We start from the raw sequence: 16,921 nt of genomic DNA on the forward strand, positions 1-16,921 counted from the left end.
ACACTTGAATGCAGAGGTGACCTATGCCAGAGCAAAAAGCGGAATATAAAGTGCTTGTTCAGCGGATCCGAGACGCGTTAAAGCACAGTCCTGAGGAGCTACAGCGTTGGGTTGAGCTGTCTGAACGCTATTTTACAGCAGCGTCAGATATGACCAAAGATGAGCTGGCATTGATCGAAGCTTACTTTAAACGTGATGTGCAGGAGTTTGGCGCACGATATAACGAGTCAGAGTCTGAAAAAGCGGATAGCGATCTTTTTAAAAGCCTTATCGCCAATACGCTATGGGAGCAGTTGGCTGAAATAACTGACAAAACGCAGCTTGAGTGGCGGGAAGTACTGCAAGATATTCAGCATCATGGTGTCTATTCGGCGGGTGAAGTTGTGGGGCTGGGAATTTTGATATGCGAGAAGTGTGGCAATCAAACCGAACATACCCATGTTGATGTGCTGAGACCTTGCTTAAAATGTGGCAATAAACAATTTAGCCGTAAGGCATTTCCGGCCTGACAGAAATACAAAAAAGGGCGCGTCGAGCACCCTCTATGCAACCATTTTGATTCTACCTTAATGGTTCGATATTGAATTTCTGCCCAGCGATGGCTGCCTCAATCATCAGGCCGCCTTTAGCTTGCGTGAAAATGGAAATACCGTTGATGTAATAGGCTTTTGACTGGGTGTTTCCAGCACTGGCGGACGTGCCAGTGGTGCCTACGTGTGCGGCGGCTCCTTCAGTCAGTGCCGTCGCAGATGCCTGCGCGCCAAGCTCAAAACTGCCTGACATGAAGTTGTCAAAGGTGGCTTTGTCTTCAAAGAAGAGAATCTCGCTAAACGCTTGTCCACCGAAGGTAAAGCCTACGGATATTTGTACAAGCTCAGCTTTGGCGACAGTGTTATTTCGTTCGTAAACCAAACCGTTGCCATATGCGCCACCAATCCAAAAGCCACCTTTTCCAACAGACGGGAACACAGCGTAGCCATAGGCATTTTCAAAAAAGGGCTTCACAGATTCAAAGCGGTGAAAGTTCGCAAGCACAGCGCGGGTATCGGCAAACAATTCGGCATCTGTTTCGGCGAACGCGGGTTTAACAAAAAGGGTAGATAGGGCAAGGAAAAAGCCCAGAGAAAAACGCAAAGCGGCACTCATAAGTGACTCCCTCACAAAAGAAAACAGGCAGAGTGGCATTGTAAGCACTCTGCCTGAATTAGACTTGAAGAGAGACGGAATGTTCTCTCTTACTTTTGCGACAAACTAAACACTTATGGATTTTTCTGTTTTCTTGCCATAAAGAATGCGGCACCCATTGAGAGCAAAATCCAAACATATAACGGCCAATCACCAAATTGGGTATACGGTGTTTGTCCTTTGGTTGTTGGTACTTTGGCTCTGAGCACCTCGGTTTCAAACTGAGGAATCTGTTTGATCAATTCGCCCTTATACCCAATAGCAGCAGTGAGGCCAGTGTTGGTTGCCCGAAGAACGGGTTTGCCGTTTTCCAAGGCGCGCATTCTCGCAATCTCCAGATGCTGGTGTGGGCCGATCGACGTGCCAAACCAAGTGTCATTGGACAATGTGAGAATGAAATCAGAGTCAGGTGTCAAACTTTGCCTTACTTGGTCGTTGAAAGCGATTTCATAGCAAATTGCAGGCGCCAATTGGTAGCCTTTTGCATTGATGTTAGGTTGCGTGTAATTGCCTCGACTGAACGATGACATCGGCAGATTAAACAGCGGCGCTATCGGGCGAAGCAGGTCAGCAAAAGGGACGAATTCACCAAACACCAACAAGTGGTGCTTGCTGTAGCTCTGCTTTGCTGGGTAGGTATAACCATTTTCGCCATTCTCACCCAAGGTGATGACATTGTTGTAAAACTGCCCATCATCGGTTTGGTCGAGCACACCCGTTATCAATGCGGCGTGATTATTGATTGCCGCCGCGTCGAGGCGGTGCAAAAAATCGGGTAAATCACGCTCCAATGCTGGAATGGCGGCTTCTGGCCATATGACGATGTCAGCATCCCAATTTTGGCGTGTCATGTCTTGATAGCTCAATAGCGTTGGCCAGCGTTGGCTTGGCAACCATTTCAGCTCTTGCGGGACGTTGCCCTGTACCATAGCGACGTCAACGTCTTTGCCCGTTTCCTGTACCCAGTTAATCTGACTGGATAGGGTGCCGACAATGGCAACAACAAGCGCAGGGGTTAGCGCCGAAACCTTACGAGTAAGCACGGTGATAGCCACAGAACCCGCAATGATCAGCAATGCCAGCGTAATGCCCTGAACGCCAAACATTGGCGCAAATGACGCCAAGGGTCCATCTATTTGGCTATAGCCTGGCCATAACCAAGGAAAGCCTGTGAGGAACCAGCCTCGAAACCAATCGATAAGTAGCCACAATGAGGGCGCAAACAATAGGTAAGAAAGCGACAGCGGCAATCTGATACGTTGCAGTACAAACGCGAACAGCGCGGGGTACAGTGACAGGAACATGACCAGCAATGCGATAAGGGTCAAACCTACCGCCGTGGGAAGCCCACCGAAGTTGGCGATGACAACATAAACCCAGCCAATGCCTGTGCCAAATTGGCCGAGGCCCCAACTGAAGCCGATTAACGCGGCGCGTTTCGGGGATTGCCCATGAATGAGCAAAAGAAGTGATACCAAGGCAACTAGCATCGCTGGCCAGAAGGAATAGGGTGCGAAGGCCAGCGTGGCGAGTGCACCAGAAAAAGCGGCCCCGAAGATCCGCATGAATACTTGGGGCCGTTTTAAAGTTTGTATAGCTAGCATTTGACGTTTAAGCCGTTTCTTCCTCTACAGTCGTATCTGGAATAGTAACCTGCAATTGGATGATACGTCGACTGTCAGCTGCCGTGACTTTGAAATGGAAGTTTTCGATGTCCACTTCTTCGCCACGTGTTGGCAGATGACCAAAGCTGGTCATTACCAAGCCACCAATCGTGTCAATGTCGTCGTCATTGAATTTAGAACCGAATTTCTCATTGAAGTCCTCCAGTGTCGTCAGCGCTTTCACCGCGAAGGTGTGCTTACTAAGCTGGCGGATTTCTTGCTCTTCTTCATCGTCGTATTCATCTTCGATGTCGCCAACGATTTCCTCAAGAATGTCCTCAATGGTTACCACGCCGGAGACGCCGCCGAATTCATCGACAACAATCGCCATATGGTAGCGTTCTTCCTGGAACTCTTTCAGCAGACGATCGACACGTTTGCTTTCCGGCACGACCACAGCAGGGCGGATCACTTTGTCGATGTCAAAAGGTTCGCTGCTCGCCATCAAATAGCGCAGCAAATCCTTTGCTAGCAAAATGCCTTCAACATGGTCTTTGTCGTCGCTGATCACAGGGTAGCGTGAATGCTGCGCGTCATTGATAATCGTGATGATTTCTTCAAGAGGTTGTGAGCGTTCTATGGTCACCATCTGCGAGCGTGGAATCATGATGTCTCGAATGCGCATTTCAGAAATCTGCATAACGCCTTCGAGCATATCCCGTGTATCGTGGTCGATCAGATCGTTCTGTTCCGAGTCACGGAATACATCTACCAGTTCCTGACGGTCTTTCGGTTCACCCTGAAAGAACTGTCCTAAACGTTCGAAGAAGGTCTTTCTACTCGGACCTTCAGAGCTTTGTGAGTTGTCTTCGTTCATTGTCTCAATTTTTACAACGTTGATATTAGATAAAGTCGGCTGCGTATGGGTTATCAAAGCCCAGCGCATTCATAATGGAAATCTCTAGAGACTCCATATCTTCCGCTTCTTCATCGTCAATATGGTCATAACCTAGCAGATGGAGACTGCCATGTACAACCATGTGCGCCCAATGGGCAAACAGTTCTTTATTCTGCTCTTCTGCCTCATTCTCTACCACTTGGCGGCAAATAACCAAGTCACCCAGCAGATCTAACTCTACACCAGGGGGAGCGTCGAACGGAAATGACAGAACGTTTGTCGGTTTGTCTTTACCGCGATAGTCACGGTTAAGAGACTGACTTTCGAATTCGTCAACGATTCGGATAGTCACTTCCGCTTGCTCACGGAAAGATTTTACAGCCTGCTGAAACCAGCCTTGTAGCTGTTGTTCTGAAGGCAGATTATCAGTGTTTTGTGTCGCGATTTGAAGATCGACGAAATATTGCATTTAAGATTGCTTCTCTTCTGAGTGTGTAGCGGTCGTAGTAGAGGCTTCTCTTTCTTGATAGCGACGTTCTTCCGCTTTCTTGCGGGCACGTGCATCTTCTGCTTCCCATGCGTCGTAAGCCTGCACGATGCGGGCAACAACAGGATGTCGAACAACATCGTCAGCCAAGAAGAAGTTGAAGCTGATTTCATTCACATCTGCTAACACTTCAATGGCGTGGCGAAGGCCCGATTTCGCATTTCGAGGTAAATCGATCTGGGTAACATCACCGGTGATCACCGCGCGGCTATTAAAACCGATGCGGGTCAGAAACATCTTCATCTGCTCGACGGTCGTGTTTTGGCTTTCATCCAAAATGATGAAGGCATCATTTAGGGTTCGACCACGCATGTAAGCAAGCGGTGCGACTTCGATGACATTACGCTCAATCAATTTCTCTACACGCTCAAAACCCAACATTTCGAACAGAGCGTCGTAAAGAGGACGAAGATAGGGATCGACTTTTTGGCTCAAATCACCTGGCAAGAAACCGAGCTTCTCACCAGCTTCAACCGCTGGACGCGTGAGCAGAATGCGACGAATCTCCTGACGTTCCAAAGCATCAACCGCTGCTGCAACAGCAAGATAGGTCTTACCTGTGCCTGCAGGTCCCACACCAAAGGTGATGTCATGTGTCACCATATTTGTGATGTATTGCGCTTGATTCGGAGTACGAGGCTTGATAACACCTTTTTTGGTCTTGATGTTGATCTCTTTGCCGTAGGGGATCGTGGACTCGATATTTTGCTCTAAGACGCCGCTTTCTTTGATCGCTAAATGGATCTGATCCGGTTCTATATCCGGATAACGGTTTTTAACGGGCGCAGTTTCAACGTAAAGCGTTTTTAAGATATCAATCGCTGCCGCGGCGGAATGGGGCTTGCCGACAACAGAGAATTCATGACTACGGTGGTTAATTTCCACACCCAAACGGCGTTCGAGATGCTTGATGTTGTCATCAAACGGGCCGCACAGGCTGGCAAGGCGTGAATTATCAGCTGGTTCCAGTGATACTTCCAGAGTAATGATTTTGTTCAACGCTGTCCTCGCAAGTGTTATCGGCACTTGTATCTTGTGCCGATAACGGTGATTACCCCTGCGTCATTGCAGGGCCAGGGATGGCTTATTGGCCTCCGGTCTATTACGGAGTATACACGCCTACGCCAAGATCATCTTCTTTGCGCGTTTTTGCCATCATTTCCGCAGGTGACATTGCCACACGCAGGTTCATTTTTTTTTCGGTGCGAATCAGTTCACCGCGCAGTGAGTTAGTCAGTACATCTGTGATTTTCACGTCAACAAATTGACCGATCAAATCCATAGAACCTTCAAAGTTCACCACTCGGTTATTTTCTGTCCGGCCACGCAACTCCATCAAGTTTTTACGTGATGGGCCTTCAACCAAAATGCGTTGTTCAGTGTCCAGCATTTGACGGGCAAAAATCATCGTTTGCGCGTTAATTTGCTGTTGCAGCTCATACAAGCGTTCTTTCTTCACTTGCTCTGGCGTATCGTCTGGCATGTCTGCCGCCGGCGTACCTGGGCGAGGTGAGAAGACAAAACTAAAGCTCATGTCGAAGTTAATATCACGAATTAGCTTCATGGTCGCTTGGAAATCGGCGTCTTCTTCGCCTGGGAAACCGACAATGAAGTCTGAGCTCATTGCGATATCAGGACGTACTGCACGCAGTTTGCGGATTTTTGACTTGTACTCAATCGCCGTGTGAGGGCGCTTCATCATGGTCAATATACGGTCCGAACCACTTTGCACTGGCAAGTGAAGGTGACTAACCAATTCTGGCGTATCACGGTAGACTTCAATGATGTCATCGGTGAATTCAATTGGGTGGCTGGTGGTGTAGCGGATACGGTCAATACCGTCGATCGCTGCCACATAGCGCAGTAGTTCAGCAAAGGTGCATACGTCGCCGTCATGGGTGTCACCACGGTATGCGTTTACGTTTTGGCCCAACAGGTTAACTTCACGTACGCCTTGCTCTGCAAGTTGCGCGATCTCAAACAGTACGTCGTCTATAGGACGGCTAACTTCTTCACCGCGGGTGTAAGGCACAACACAGTAGGTGCAGTACTTAGAGCAGCCTTCCATGATAGAAACGAATGCGGTTGGGCCTTCAGCGCGAGGTTCTGGCATGGCATCGAATTTTTCGATCTCAGGGAAGGAGATGTCCATCACTGGGCCATGATCTTGCTGAGATTGTTTGATCATTTGTGGCAGACGATGCAAAGTCTGTGGACCAAAAATCACATCAACATACGGTGCACGCTCACGAATGTGGTCGCCTTCCTGCGTTGCTACACAGCCACCTACGCCAATGACTAGGTCAGGCTTATGATCCTTCAGGTTTTTCCAGCGACCTAGCTGGTGGAACACTTTTTCCTGAGCCTTTTCACGGATTGAACAGGTATTCAGAAGCAGCACATCCGCTTCTTCCGGCACCTCGGTCAGCTCGTAGCCACCAGCCGCGTTAAGTAGATCTGCCATTTTTGATGAATCGTATTCGTTCATCTGGCAGCCCCAGGTTTTGATCAGCAGTTTCTTAGCCATGTAACTTATTGCTCATGTTAATGTTTTTACGTCTTTCAGTTGAGTGTGATTCGATGAAGGCATGCGGTCTGGCCTCTTTACATCTCAACCGGAATTCACAATTCTGTTTGCTCCAGCACTTTCAAATGATTGGGCTGGGCTCTGATAAGCCGCGTATTGTACTGCTTTAGTCAATCTGTGACCAGATCGCGTTCCCCCCAAATTTTTTAGTGGAATTGTCGCCGAAGTTTTGTAGTTCTTGTACTAACTGGGCGGCTTACAGGTAGAATGAGACCAGCTTCTAAAGAGATTTTGTTATGAAACAATTCGATATTATTGTCGTGGGCGGTGGCATGGTGGGGGCTGCGGCTGCGCTGGGCCTTGCGAAGCAGGGAAAACGTGTCGCGATGGTTGAGCGCAATGCGCCAATCCCCTATTCGCCTGAACAGCCAATGGATTTGCGTGTTTCCGCGATTTCTCCTGCATCTATTGGTCTGCTTAAATCCTTGAAAGTTTGGGGCGATGTCTCTGAAATGCGACTTTGTCCTTATCGACGTCTCGAAACCTGGGAACATCCAGAATGCCGTATTCGATTTGATGCTGACAGTATGAAGCTATCAGAACTTGGATTTATTGTTGAAAACCGGATCCTTCAGTTAGCCCTGTGGAAGGGCTGCGAAACGCAGCCAAATATGGAGATTATCTGCCCAGGTAATATCGTCGCTATGCGGTCCGACGAAAACGGCCATGTGGTTGAGTTGGAAAGTGGCGAGATGCTTCATGGTCGGTGGTTGTTGGGGGCTGACGGCGCCAACTCACGAGTACGTGATTACGCCAAAATAGGTGTGACAGCGTGGGATTATCGTCAGCACTGCATGCTGATTAACGTAAAAACCGAGTTACCACAACAAGACATTACTTGGCAGTGGTTTACGCCAGAAGGGCCGCGTTCTTTCTTGCCGCTTCCTGGCCATCAAGGCTCGCTGGTCTGGTATGACACGCCAGTACGCATCAAACAACTTTGCGGTTTGTCACCAGACGCTCTGCGTGATGAGGTATTGAAGCATTTCCCGAAAGAGTTGGGGAATATTGAGGTACTTGGGCAAGGCGCTTTCCCACTGACTCGTCGTCACGCGCAACGTTACTACCGAAACAATGTGGTATTGCTGGGTGATGCGGCCCATACGATTAATCCTTTGGCCGGGCAGGGGGTGAATCTTGGCTTTAAAGACGTGGATGCTTTGCTGGATGTGGTGGCTGATGCGGGTGTTGAATGGCTGGATGAAACAGTATTGAAAGCCTACGAATACAAGCGAAAACCCGATAACCTCATGATGCAAACGGGCATGGACGTGTTCTATGGCGGCTTTAGCAATGATATTGCACCGCTAAAATTGCTGCGTAACGTCGGATTAAAGTTGGCCGAGAACAGCGGGGCAATCAAGCAGCAGGTGCTTAAATACGCGATGGGGCTTTAGCGTCATTCTTACTTGCCTAAATGGCGACTTGCCTAATGCTTATCGCCATTTATCCTGCGTCAGAAATGTCGCTAAATCTCATTTTGCGCAACTGTTATGTGCCGCAGAAGGTTCGCAATACGCGCTCTTGCGGCTTTGGGGCGGCTTGCAAGTCGCGATTCTCTTCAGAGACGTGATACGGTGTTTTTAATGCCTCAGCCAAGCGATGGAAAAGGGTGAAGTCATTTCGTTCCATCGCATCTTCAATCGTTTTCTCGACCTGATGGTTTCGGGCGATCAATGCGGGGTTCGCTTGTCGCATCGCCGCAAGTGCCTCGTCGCTGCTATCTCTCTCTTGCGCCCACTGAGACAACCACGCTTGCCCGACATCGGCAGATGAAAACAGCGACAGCAATTCAGCGTCACTCTCGCCTTGGGCGTGACGTGTCAGTGCATCGAAGAACAAAGTAAAGTCGATGCCTTCGCGTTCAATAGTAGGAAGCGCACTGTTAATCAAATCTTCCGCCAATTCGTTATCAGATGTCATGCAGAGTTTGGCTTTTAGTCCTAGCTGGAACGTTTCTTGGAAGGTTGAGATGTAAATTTGCAGATGCGCTTCGGCAATCTTAATGGCTTGCTCTGAGTCGCTGTCAAACAAAGGCAGCAAGGTTTCCGCCAAACGCGAAAGGTTCCAGTAACCAATATTCGCTTGTTGGTTCCACGCGTATCTCCCTTCTCTGTCGATAGAGCTAAATACTTTGCCTGCTTTAAATTCATCCATGAACGCGCACGGACCAAAATCGATGGTCTCTCCAACCAATGACATATTGTCTGTGTTCATGACGCCGTGAATAAAGCCAACTAACATCCACTGAGCGATAAGATTAGCTTGCCGAATGCCGATGGCCTCTAACAGAGCTGGGTATTTATCATCGCGTTCAGACAGTGCTGAATAATGGTGTTCAATCAAGTGATCGGCCAGTGCTTTGACACCAGACTCTCCGCTTTTGGCGTAAGCGTACTGAAAAGATCCCACCCGAATATGGCTCGACGCCGCACGTGCCTGAATACCGCCGGGGACCATCTGGTAGTCTCGCATGACGCGTTCGCCTGTACCCAAGATGGCGAGCGTGCGAGTGGTTGGAATGCCTAAGCCAGCCATGGCTTCACCCATCAAATATTCTCGGATCACGGCACCTACGGTTGCTCGGCCATCGCCACCACGAGAATAGGGCGTTCTTCCAGAACCTTTCAGTTGGACGTCAATGTATTGCTCATCTGAGATTTTGAGTTGGCCCAGCAAGTGAGCGCGGCCATCGCCAAGCAAAGGAGAGTAATGGCCAAATTGATGACCCGCATACGCCATTGCAATCGGATTGGACGCTGAATAGTCGCCATTACCTGCAAGGTAGGAAATACCTTCAGTACCTTCGAACCATTCGCAATCAAGCCCGTAGTTTTTCAACAGGTTGTGATTAAGTGCCAGAAGAGTGGGAGATTCCACACGCTTTGGTGCGAGAGGCGTGTACATGTCATTTGGCAGATCGAGGTAAATCTGGTTTGAAATCGGATTTGTATTACTCACGGCGACCACTTCCTTTCTGTCCTTATTAAAGCGTACAGATATTGGATGTTGATGCAACCACAGAGAAAACAGGGAATACGTGCAGGATAAAGTGAGGAGGCAGAAACGAAAAAAGCCCGCCGTAAGGCGAGCTCTCAGAATATGGCTGGGGTACCGGGAATGGCGGCATCAAAAGCCGCTGCCTTACCGCTTGGCGATACCCCAATTGTAATCACTTATAACATCGTGATTTATTACTCTCTGAAAGAGTAATGGTGCGGAAGGAGAGACTTGAACTCTCACACCTTGCGGCGCCAGAACCTAAATCTGGTGCGTCTACCAATTTCGCCACTTCCGCATACAGTATTACTGGTCAGTTTTTAACCTTGTCTGACTCTCATTATAGAGCAAGGGGATTGGTGCGAAGGGAGAGACTTGAACTCTCACGTCCGTTAGGACACTAACACCTGAAGCTAGCGCGTCTACCAATTCCGCCACCATCGCAAATTTTGTTCAGACTGAAAGCCTTGGCTTTCCGAGATTAGGTAGTTTCTCTTATCTGGTTGAAAGTCTCAAGACCTTCGATATTAGTGGTGGCTACGACGGGATTCGAACCTGTGACCCCATCATTATGAGTGATGTGCTCTAACCAACTGAGCTACGTAGCCAAACCAAATATGTGGCTGGGGTACCTGGATTTGAACCAGGGAATGGCGGCATCAAAAGCCGCTGCCTTACCGCTTGGCGATACCCCAACAGAAATCACGCTGTAAAGCATGATTCTTGAATCTTTTACTCAATGAAGAGTAATGGTGCGGAAGGAGAGACTTGAACTCTCACACCTTGCGGCGCCAGAACCTAAATCTGGTGCGTCTACCAATTTCGCTACTTCCGCATTGTTGTTTTCTTTCTGAAAACGTCGCACTAAAAGAATGGTGGCTACGACGGGATTCGAACCTGTGACCCCATCATTATGAGTGATGTGCTCTAACCAACTGAGCTACGTAGCCATCTTTAATTTCAGAGGCTTCCCCCTGAGTGCGGGGCGCATTATGCGAAGAAGCGTGTGAGCCGTCAACCCTTTTTCCAAGGTTTTTTTAGAGATTTAACGACTTCGGTGTGAATTTAAACAATGTGGCGGCATTTATGACAACAATGGCTTTCAGGTATCCGTATTTTGTTGCCTTAGAACGAGAAAAAGCTGGCTCTCGCCAGCTTTTTTAGATTGCTTTGCAGTAAATGCTTATACGTTAAAGCGGAAGTGGATTACGTCGCCATCTTTAACGATGTATTCTTTACCTTCCAAGCGCCATTTACCGGCAACTTTTGCACCCGCTTCGCCGTTGTTTTGGATGAAGTCATCAAAACCGATGATTTCAGCGCGGATAAAGCCTTTTTCGAAGTCAGTGTGGATTTTACCTGCCGCTTGTGGTGCTGTTGCACCAACAGGGATTGTCCATGCACGTACTTCTTTCACGCCAGCGGTGAAGTAAGTTTGCAGCGTCAGAAGATCGTAGCCCGCACGGATAACACGGTTAAGACCTGGTTCTTCCAGACCCATTTCTTCTAGGAATACGGCCGCTTCATCAGCGTCCAGTTCAGACAGTTCGCCTTCGATTTCAGCACAAACTGCAACAACAGTCGCGCCTTCTTTCTCGGCGATTTCGCGCACGATATCCAGGTATGGGTTGTTTTCAAAACCGTCATCGTTCACGTTCGCGATGTACATGGTTGGTTTCAGCGTCAGGAAGTTCAGATAGTCTACCGCTGCTTTTTCTTCTTTGGTCAGTGACACTGAACGCAACATGTTGCCTTCTTCCAGTACTGGAAGAAGTTTTTCCAGAACGCTGATTTCGAATTTCGCGTCGCGGTCACCGCCTTTCGCTTTCTTCGCTTGGCGTTGGATAGCACGCTCACACGCTTCCATATCAGACAGTGCAAGTTCAGTGTTGATAACATCAATATCGTCAGCTGGGTCAACTTTACCGGCAACGTGGATGATGTTGTCGTTTTCAAAACAACGAACAACGTGACCAATTGCATCAGTTTCACGGATGTTAGCCAGGAATTTGTTGCCCAGACCTTCACCTTTAGATGCGCCAGCAACCAGACCTGCGATGTCTACGAATTCCATCGTGGTTGGCAGGATACGCTGTGGGTTAACGATTTTTGCCAGTGCGTCCAAACGCAGATCTGGCACGGGTACCACGCCAGTGTTTGGCTCAATAGTACAGAACGGGAAGTTTGCCGCTTCAATACCTGCTTTGGTCAGAGCGTTGAACAGAGTTGATTTACCGACGTTTGGCAAACCAACGATACCGCATTTAAAACCCATGAGATGGTAACCTTTCGTTGTAGAAACAGGATAATACCGCTCGAATTAAATACTCACGATTTAATCCGTTTGGTATCAGCGCTTTAGCCTTTGGCTTATTGCGCCTTAAATGTATGTAGGCGATTTTGCGCCTTAGCCAGATCGTCATTAAGCAGGATGTCGATACAGCGTACCGCTTCATCGACAGCTTGCTCGATTTGGCTGTGTTCATTCGCAGGTGCTTTCGTCAGCACGTAGCCTGCGACTTTGTCTTTGTGTCCAGGGTGTCCGATACCGACACGAAGACGATAGAATTCTTTGTTGTTGCCCATCTTACTGATGATATCGCGAAGGCCATTGTGGCCACCGTGACCACCGCCTTTTTTGAACTTGGCAACACCTGGAGGTAAATCGAGTTCATCGTGGGCGACCATGATTTCTTCCGGTTTGATTTGGAAGAATTTCGCGAGCGCGGCAACTGATTTACCTGACAGGTTCATGAAGGTTGTCGGGATCAACAAACGCAGATCTTCGCCACCTACACTGATTCTGGCAGTCAAGCCAAAGTACTTTTTGTCTTCTTTCAGCGACACGTTATGAATGCGTGCCAGCTCTTCAACGACCCAAGCACCCGCATTGTGGCGGGTTTTAGCATATTCTGGCCCTGGATTTGCCAGACCCACTAAAAGACGAATTTGATCGCTCACGCAGAGATTCTCGTTGTTCTGAATTTTCAGTGACGAGCACAGGTAAGCAAACCTACCTGCGCCAAAAGCGGCTTATCCTACCATTATCTGCGCAAAACAAAAACGCCTCGCGAGAGCGAGGCGTTTTTCTCTGACTGGATCCGACAATTAGTCGAACATTGCAGAGATAGATTCTTCGTTGCTGATACGACGGATTGCTTCAGCTAGCATGCCTGACAGTGTCAGTTGAGACACTTTACCGGTTGCTTGCATTTCCGCGCTCAGTGGGATTGAGTCAGTGACGATCACTTCGTCAATCACAGAATCTTTGATGTTCTGAGGCGCATTGCCTGAGAATACCGCGTGAGTTGCGTAAGCGAATACACGCTTCGCGCCACGGTTTTTCAGCGCTTCTGCTGCTTTACATAGCGTACCGCCGGTGTCGATCATGTCATCAACGATGATACAGTCACGACCTTCAACGTCACCGATCAGGTGCATAACCTGAGAAACGTTTGCACGTGGACGGCGTTTGTCGATGATAGCGATGTCAGTGTCGTCCAGCAGTTTTGCTGTTGCACGTGCACGTACTACGCCACCGATGTCTGGAGAAACGACAACTGGATCTTCCAGTTTCTTCGCCAGCATGTCTTCAAGCAGAACAGGCGTACCGAAGATGTTGTCAACAGGCACATCGAAGAAGCCCTGAATCTGCTCGGCATGCAGATCTACAGTCAGAACGCGGTCAACACCAACGTTAGACAGGAAGTCTGCAATGACTTTCGCAGTAATTGGCACACGTGCTGAACGAACACGACGGTCCTGACGTGCATAGCCAAAGTAAGGAATAACTGCAGTGATTCGGCCAGCTGATGCACGACGCAGTGCGTCGATCATCACAACCAATTCCATTAGATTGTCGTTGGTTGGCGCACATGTCGACTGGATAACGAATACGTCGCTACCCCGTACGTTTTCATTGATTTGTACACACACCTCACCGTCAGAAAAACGGCTAACAGTTGCGTCACCTAGTGACATATATAGGCGATTCGCGATGCGTTGGGCGAGTACAGGCGTTGCATTACCAGCAAACAGCTTCATATCAGGCACGGTGGAAAACCTCGGGGTAGTATCCATTGAGTGTTGACTATCTCATTGTGTTTGTGAATTCAAGGTGGTGAAAAGCGGTGACGTGTTTACACCACGCGCTACAAACCCAGTAAGCCAGTCGGGCAATTGGTTTAATGTCGAACGAGCGGCTGCTTCATCTTCGAACTCAGCGAAGACACAGGCACCTGTTCCAGTCAATCTTGACGGCGCGTATTCTAGCAGCCACGAAATGGCCTTATCAACCTCTGGGAACAACTCTCTCACGATCTTTTCGCAATCGTTTTCGTGTTTTTCCGCCAATAGCTCATTTAATGTGCGATTGGGTGTATTGCGAGTCAGATTTTCGTGTCCAAAAATTTTGGCGGTTGCGATACTAACGTCCGGTTTTGCCACTAAATACCATTTCTCAGGTGCGTCGGCAGGTTGCAGCTTTTCACCCACACCTTCTGCAAATGCGGTGGTGCCCCGAACAAAGACAGGCACATCAGCCCCTAATGCTAGACCCATCTCGGCGAGTTCGTCGATGGAAAGTTTGGTTTCCCAAAGATAATTCAGTGCAATCAGCGCTGTTGCGGCGTTAGACGATCCGCCGCCGAGACCGCCGCCCATGGGCAAAATTTTGTCAATATGGATATGGGCGCCCGCTTTGCAACCTGTTTTTGACTTAATGGCCATGGCTGCACGATAGACAAGATTGTCTTGCGGCAAAAGACCTTCAATGTCAGGAGACAAGGTCACAGAGCCTGTCTCGTTAGGCGTGATAGTTAAACTGTCGCCGTAATCGAGAAACTGAAAAAGCGTTTGTAAATCGTGGTATCCGTTGTCACGGCGACCCGTTATATAAAGAAATAAATTAAGCTTGGCGGGTGACGGCCAAACGGATGGCTGATGCATTATTCGTATATCCACTGAGAAATGACGAGATTCACTTTCTGGTCATTCTTTATCATTTTGATTTTGGATGGCAGCAGGCTGGCTGTATTTGCGTCATAGCTAACGTAATCGAGTTGCCAACCGGGTTTGTTTGATTCGATGTTGTTTTCGCTCAACGATGCTAAGCGGTTGTCCGCCCCAAGTTGATAGTCGTTGCCCGTCGCAGGAAGGCCTTTAATCCAGAACATCATGTCATCGACAGGTAATGCTATGCCCGTTAGTGACTTTAATAGCTTGTCTGCATTTTTCCCTATGTAACGTTTTCCATCGTTATCAACTAATTCAGCATGTGTTGGCGTCGCATCCAATTTAAGTAAGGTTGCTCCCAAGAAGTTGCTTAAACGCAGTGAGAGTGTGTCACCTTCTTGTTGCCAGACAAAGTTAGCAGAGACGCGTTGTTCTGGGCTAATGAATGCCACCTTGCCTTTGACTGTGAAATGTTGGATTTCTGATAATGCGGCCTGATGCGCTTCCCATTGCGTTAATGGAGCGGGAGGCGTTGTCGTACAACCGGATAGGCCAAGGAAACTGAGGAATAGCAAAAGAAAAAGGCGTAGTTGTCGATGCATTGAAAACTCCATGTCAAACTCCATGTTGATTGGAGTCCTAGGATTATATCCATCTCGCTATGATAAATCTCGGTTCAGTTATAGTTGTAGAGTTTTTGAAGGTGAACCGGACGAGGTGTAGTATAAAAAATAAACACAACTGTATGACGTGTGGCGAAAAATTCACACTTCGCTGTGTTAGCGGGATGGGGAATATAATGTTATCTTTTATTCGACGGGCCCATAAAGTAAAATCCACGGCTCGGATTTCACCTGGTGCTGTCGGTAACCCTGCTTAATGAGCTTGTTAGTTCTCGGAATCAATCATAAGACTGCTACAGTCGATTTGCGTGAAAAAGTCGCTTTTTCACCACAACAACTTCAAGATGCGCTTAACCAGCTTAAAGAAAAGCAGGTGGTGCAGAGCGGGGTTATTGTGTCTACCTGCAACCGAACTGAAATCTATTGTGAAATAGAACAGCCGAGTCCGGGCGTAGTTGTTGATTGGCTGCAGGACTTCCATCACCTCAACAGCGACGCCTTATTACCTTGCCTTTATACCCATCATGATCAAGCGGCGGCTCAGCACTTGATGCGTGTTGCGTGTGGTTTGGATTCTCTTGTTTTGGGCGAGCCTCAAATCTTGGGGCAGGTGAAGCAAGCCTATGCAGAATCGGTTGATAATGATGTAATCAGCGGTGCATTAGAACGCTTATTCCATAAAACATTTACCGTTGCAAAGCGCGTTCGTACAGAAACCGACATCGGTGGAAACGCGGTATCTGTAGCATTTGCTGCATGTTCTCTTGCCCGCCAGATTTTCGAGTCATTGGAGAAATCCACGGCTTTGCTCGTTGGGGCGGGTGAAACAATCGAGCTGGTTGCGAAGCACTTGTATGAACACAAGTGCCAGAACATCATTGTCGCTAACCGTACTCGTGAACGTGCGAAGCCTTTTGCGGACGCCTTTGGCGCAGAAATTATCTCTTTGGAAGAAATTCCAGAGCATATGCACAAAGCTGACATTGTCATCAGTTCAACGGCTGCACCGCTACCTATCATAGGGAAAGGTATGGTCGAAAGGGCAATCAAGGCTCGTAGACATCAGCCAATGCTGTTGATTGATATTGCGGTTCCTCGTGATATTGAAGAGGAAGTCGGCGATCTAAACGACGCCTATCTTTACACCGTTGATGATTTGCACTCGATTGTTGAACGAAACCGAGAGCAGCGTAAAGCCGCAGCCGTTCAGGCTGAAGCCATCGTTGACGAAGAAAGCCACAGTTTTATGACGTGGATGCGTTCACGTGATGCCGTTGACAGCATCAAGCAATATCGCGCCCACTCTGAAGCCTTAAAAGATGAGTTGCTCAGCAAGAGTCTTCAATCGCTAGCCAGTGGTGCAGATCCGGCCAAAGTAGTGGCTGAGCTAAGTAACAAGTTGACCAACAAACTGATCCATGCGCCGACCCAGGCCATGCAAGAAGCCGCTAGAAACGGTGATGAACGTACGCTGGAAACGCTGCGTCAAGGCTTAGGTCTGGATCCCCTGAAATAGTTTTAAGA

The 16,921-nt window shown here is 48.4% G+C and carries 15 protein-coding genes and 6 tRNA genes; 3 read left to right on the forward strand and 18 right to left on the reverse strand.

Annotation, left to right across the window (positions count from 1 at the left end; all coding sequences use genetic code 11):
- The first annotated feature begins 23 nt into the window (after positions 1 to 23).
- Positions 24 to 509: a zinc ribbon-containing protein gene (locus B5D35_RS03310; protein WP_078751187.1), complete on the forward strand. Its 486-nt coding sequence runs from the start codon at positions 24 to 26 to the stop codon at positions 507 to 509.
- A gap of 52 nt (positions 510 to 561) precedes the next feature.
- Here the strand turns inward: B5D35_RS03310 and B5D35_RS03315 are convergent, their stop codons facing one another.
- The 6 genes from B5D35_RS03315 to miaB form a co-directional block, all read right to left on the reverse strand.
- On the reverse strand, positions 562 to 1,146 hold the full coding sequence (locus tag B5D35_RS03315; protein ID WP_078751188.1) for a lipid-binding SYLF domain-containing protein: 585 nt from the start codon (positions 1,144 to 1,146) through the stop codon (positions 562 to 564).
- A gap of 113 nt (positions 1,147 to 1,259) precedes the next feature.
- Positions 1,260 to 2,789, reverse strand: a complete 1,530-nt coding sequence (lnt, locus tag B5D35_RS03320) for an apolipoprotein N-acyltransferase (RefSeq protein WP_078751189.1) — start codon at positions 2,787 to 2,789, stop codon at positions 1,260 to 1,262.
- Between the two features lie 7 nt (positions 2,790 to 2,796).
- The gene (gene corC / locus B5D35_RS03325) at positions 2,797 to 3,666 is read right to left on the reverse strand and encodes a CNNM family magnesium/cobalt transport protein CorC (RefSeq protein ID WP_078751190.1); all 870 of its coding nucleotides are present in this window, start codon (positions 3,664 to 3,666) and stop codon (positions 2,797 to 2,799) included.
- 25 nt (positions 3,667 to 3,691) lie between these two features.
- Positions 3,692 to 4,156, reverse strand: coding sequence for an rRNA maturation RNase YbeY (ybeY, locus tag B5D35_RS03330; protein ID WP_078751191.1), 465 nt, complete (start codon positions 4,154 to 4,156; stop codon positions 3,692 to 3,694).
- A complete protein-coding gene (locus tag B5D35_RS03335; protein WP_078751192.1) occupies positions 4,157 to 5,233 on the reverse strand; it encodes a PhoH family protein in 1,077 nt (358 codons plus the stop codon). It abuts the gene before it with no gap.
- A gap of 103 nt (positions 5,234 to 5,336) precedes the next feature.
- Positions 5,337 to 6,761 carry a tRNA (N6-isopentenyl adenosine(37)-C2)-methylthiotransferase MiaB gene (miaB, locus tag B5D35_RS03340; protein ID WP_078751193.1) on the reverse strand — a complete coding sequence of 475 codons (1,425 nt, stop codon included), beginning with the start codon at positions 6,759 to 6,761 and terminating at the stop codon, positions 5,337 to 5,339.
- Positions 6,762 to 7,057: 296 nt separating this feature from the next.
- Here miaB and B5D35_RS03345 point away from each other — a divergent pair, with 296 nt between their 5' ends.
- Positions 7,058 to 8,218, forward strand: a complete 1,161-nt coding sequence (locus tag B5D35_RS03345) for a 2-octaprenyl-3-methyl-6-methoxy-1,4-benzoquinol hydroxylase (RefSeq protein ID WP_078751194.1) — start codon at positions 7,058 to 7,060, stop codon at positions 8,216 to 8,218.
- Between the two features lie 94 nt (positions 8,219 to 8,312).
- Here B5D35_RS03345 and B5D35_RS03350 read toward each other — a convergent pair whose 3' ends face one another.
- The 12 genes from B5D35_RS03350 to lolB all read right to left on the reverse strand — a co-directional run bounded on the left by B5D35_RS03350 (position 8,313) and on the right by lolB (position 15,376).
- Positions 8,313 to 9,782 carry a protein adenylyltransferase SelO gene (locus tag B5D35_RS03350; RefSeq protein WP_244556494.1) on the reverse strand — a complete coding sequence of 490 codons (1,470 nt, stop codon included), beginning with the start codon at positions 9,780 to 9,782 and terminating at the stop codon, positions 8,313 to 8,315.
- Positions 9,783 to 10,034: 252 nt separating this feature from the next.
- Positions 10,035 to 10,119: transfer RNA gene (locus B5D35_RS03355), tRNA-Leu, on the reverse strand.
- A 59-nt stretch (positions 10,120 to 10,178) separates the two neighbouring features.
- Positions 10,179 to 10,265: transfer RNA gene (locus B5D35_RS03360), tRNA-Leu, on the reverse strand.
- An 87-nt stretch (positions 10,266 to 10,352) separates the two neighbouring features.
- Positions 10,353 to 10,429 (reverse strand) — tRNA-Met (locus B5D35_RS03365).
- 12 nt (positions 10,430 to 10,441) lie between these two features.
- Positions 10,442 to 10,516 (reverse strand) — tRNA-Gln (locus B5D35_RS03370).
- 55 nt (positions 10,517 to 10,571) lie between these two features.
- Positions 10,572 to 10,656 (reverse strand) — tRNA-Leu (locus tag B5D35_RS03375).
- Between the two features lie 38 nt (positions 10,657 to 10,694).
- A tRNA-Met gene (locus B5D35_RS03380) sits at positions 10,695 to 10,771 on the reverse strand.
- A 233-nt stretch (positions 10,772 to 11,004) separates the two neighbouring features.
- Positions 11,005 to 12,096, reverse strand: a complete 1,092-nt coding sequence (ychF, locus tag B5D35_RS03385) for a redox-regulated ATPase YchF (protein ID WP_078751195.1) — start codon at positions 12,094 to 12,096, stop codon at positions 11,005 to 11,007.
- Between the two features lie 95 nt (positions 12,097 to 12,191).
- Positions 12,192 to 12,782 carry an aminoacyl-tRNA hydrolase gene (gene pth / locus B5D35_RS03390; protein WP_078751196.1) on the reverse strand — a complete coding sequence of 197 codons (591 nt, stop codon included), beginning with the start codon at positions 12,780 to 12,782 and terminating at the stop codon, positions 12,192 to 12,194.
- A 147-nt stretch (positions 12,783 to 12,929) separates the two neighbouring features.
- Positions 12,930 to 13,874, reverse strand: coding sequence for a ribose-phosphate pyrophosphokinase (locus B5D35_RS03395; protein WP_067419947.1), 945 nt, complete (start codon positions 13,872 to 13,874; stop codon positions 12,930 to 12,932).
- 42 nt (positions 13,875 to 13,916) lie between these two features.
- Complete coding sequence (gene ispE / locus B5D35_RS03400) at positions 13,917 to 14,768, reverse strand: 4-(cytidine 5'-diphospho)-2-C-methyl-D-erythritol kinase (RefSeq protein ID WP_078751197.1); 852 nt, start codon at positions 14,766 to 14,768, stop codon at positions 13,917 to 13,919.
- Positions 14,768 to 15,376, reverse strand: coding sequence for a lipoprotein insertase outer membrane protein LolB (lolB, locus tag B5D35_RS03405; protein WP_078751232.1), 609 nt, complete (start codon positions 15,374 to 15,376; stop codon positions 14,768 to 14,770). The genes ispE and lolB overlap by 1 nt, the downstream gene beginning before the upstream one ends.
- Positions 15,377 to 15,653: 277 nt before the next feature.
- On the opposite strand from lolB, the gene hemA reads away from it, so the two are divergent.
- Positions 15,654 to 16,913 carry a glutamyl-tRNA reductase gene (gene hemA / locus B5D35_RS03410; protein WP_078751198.1) on the forward strand — a complete coding sequence of 420 codons (1,260 nt, stop codon included), beginning with the start codon at positions 15,654 to 15,656 and terminating at the stop codon, positions 16,911 to 16,913.
- The last annotated feature ends 8 nt before the right edge of the window (positions 16,914 to 16,921 follow it).

The sequence above is a fragment of the Enterovibrio nigricans DSM 22720 genome (assembly GCF_900167155.1).
In the GTDB taxonomy this organism is placed as follows: Bacteria; Pseudomonadota; Gammaproteobacteria; order Enterobacterales; family Vibrionaceae; genus Enterovibrio; species Enterovibrio nigricans.

Bases quoted from the DNA above. Each gene is read 5' to 3' on its own strand.
- B5D35_RS03310 (WP_078751187.1), top strand. From the start codon at position 24: ATGCCAGAGCAAAAAGCGGAATATAAAGTGCTTGTTCAGCGGATCCGA.
- B5D35_RS03315 (WP_078751188.1), bottom strand. From the start codon at position 1,146: ATGAGTGCCGCTTTGCGTTTTTCTCTGGGCTTTTTCCTTGCCCTATCT.
- lnt (WP_078751189.1), bottom strand. From the start codon at position 2,789: ATGCTAGCTATACAAACTTTAAAACGGCCCCAAGTATTCATGCGGATC.
- corC (WP_078751190.1), bottom strand. From the start codon at position 3,666: ATGAACGAAGACAACTCACAAAGCTCTGAAGGTCCGAGTAGAAAGACC.
- ybeY (WP_078751191.1), bottom strand. From the start codon at position 4,156: ATGCAATATTTCGTCGATCTTCAAATCGCGACACAAAACACTGATAAT.
- miaB (WP_078751193.1), bottom strand. From the start codon at position 6,761: ATGGCTAAGAAACTGCTGATCAAAACCTGGGGCTGCCAGATGAACGAA.
- B5D35_RS03345 (WP_078751194.1), top strand. From the start codon at position 7,058: ATGAAACAATTCGATATTATTGTCGTGGGCGGTGGCATGGTGGGGGCT.
- ychF (WP_078751195.1), bottom strand. From the start codon at position 12,096: ATGGGTTTTAAATGCGGTATCGTTGGTTTGCCAAACGTCGGTAAATCA.
- ispE (WP_078751197.1), bottom strand. From the start codon at position 14,768: ATGCATCAGCCATCCGTTTGGCCGTCACCCGCCAAGCTTAATTTATTT.
- lolB (WP_078751232.1), bottom strand. From the start codon at position 15,376: ATGCATCGACAACTACGCCTTTTTCTTTTGCTATTCCTCAGTTTCCTT.
- hemA (WP_078751198.1), top strand. From the start codon at position 15,654: ATGAGCTTGTTAGTTCTCGGAATCAATCATAAGACTGCTACAGTCGAT.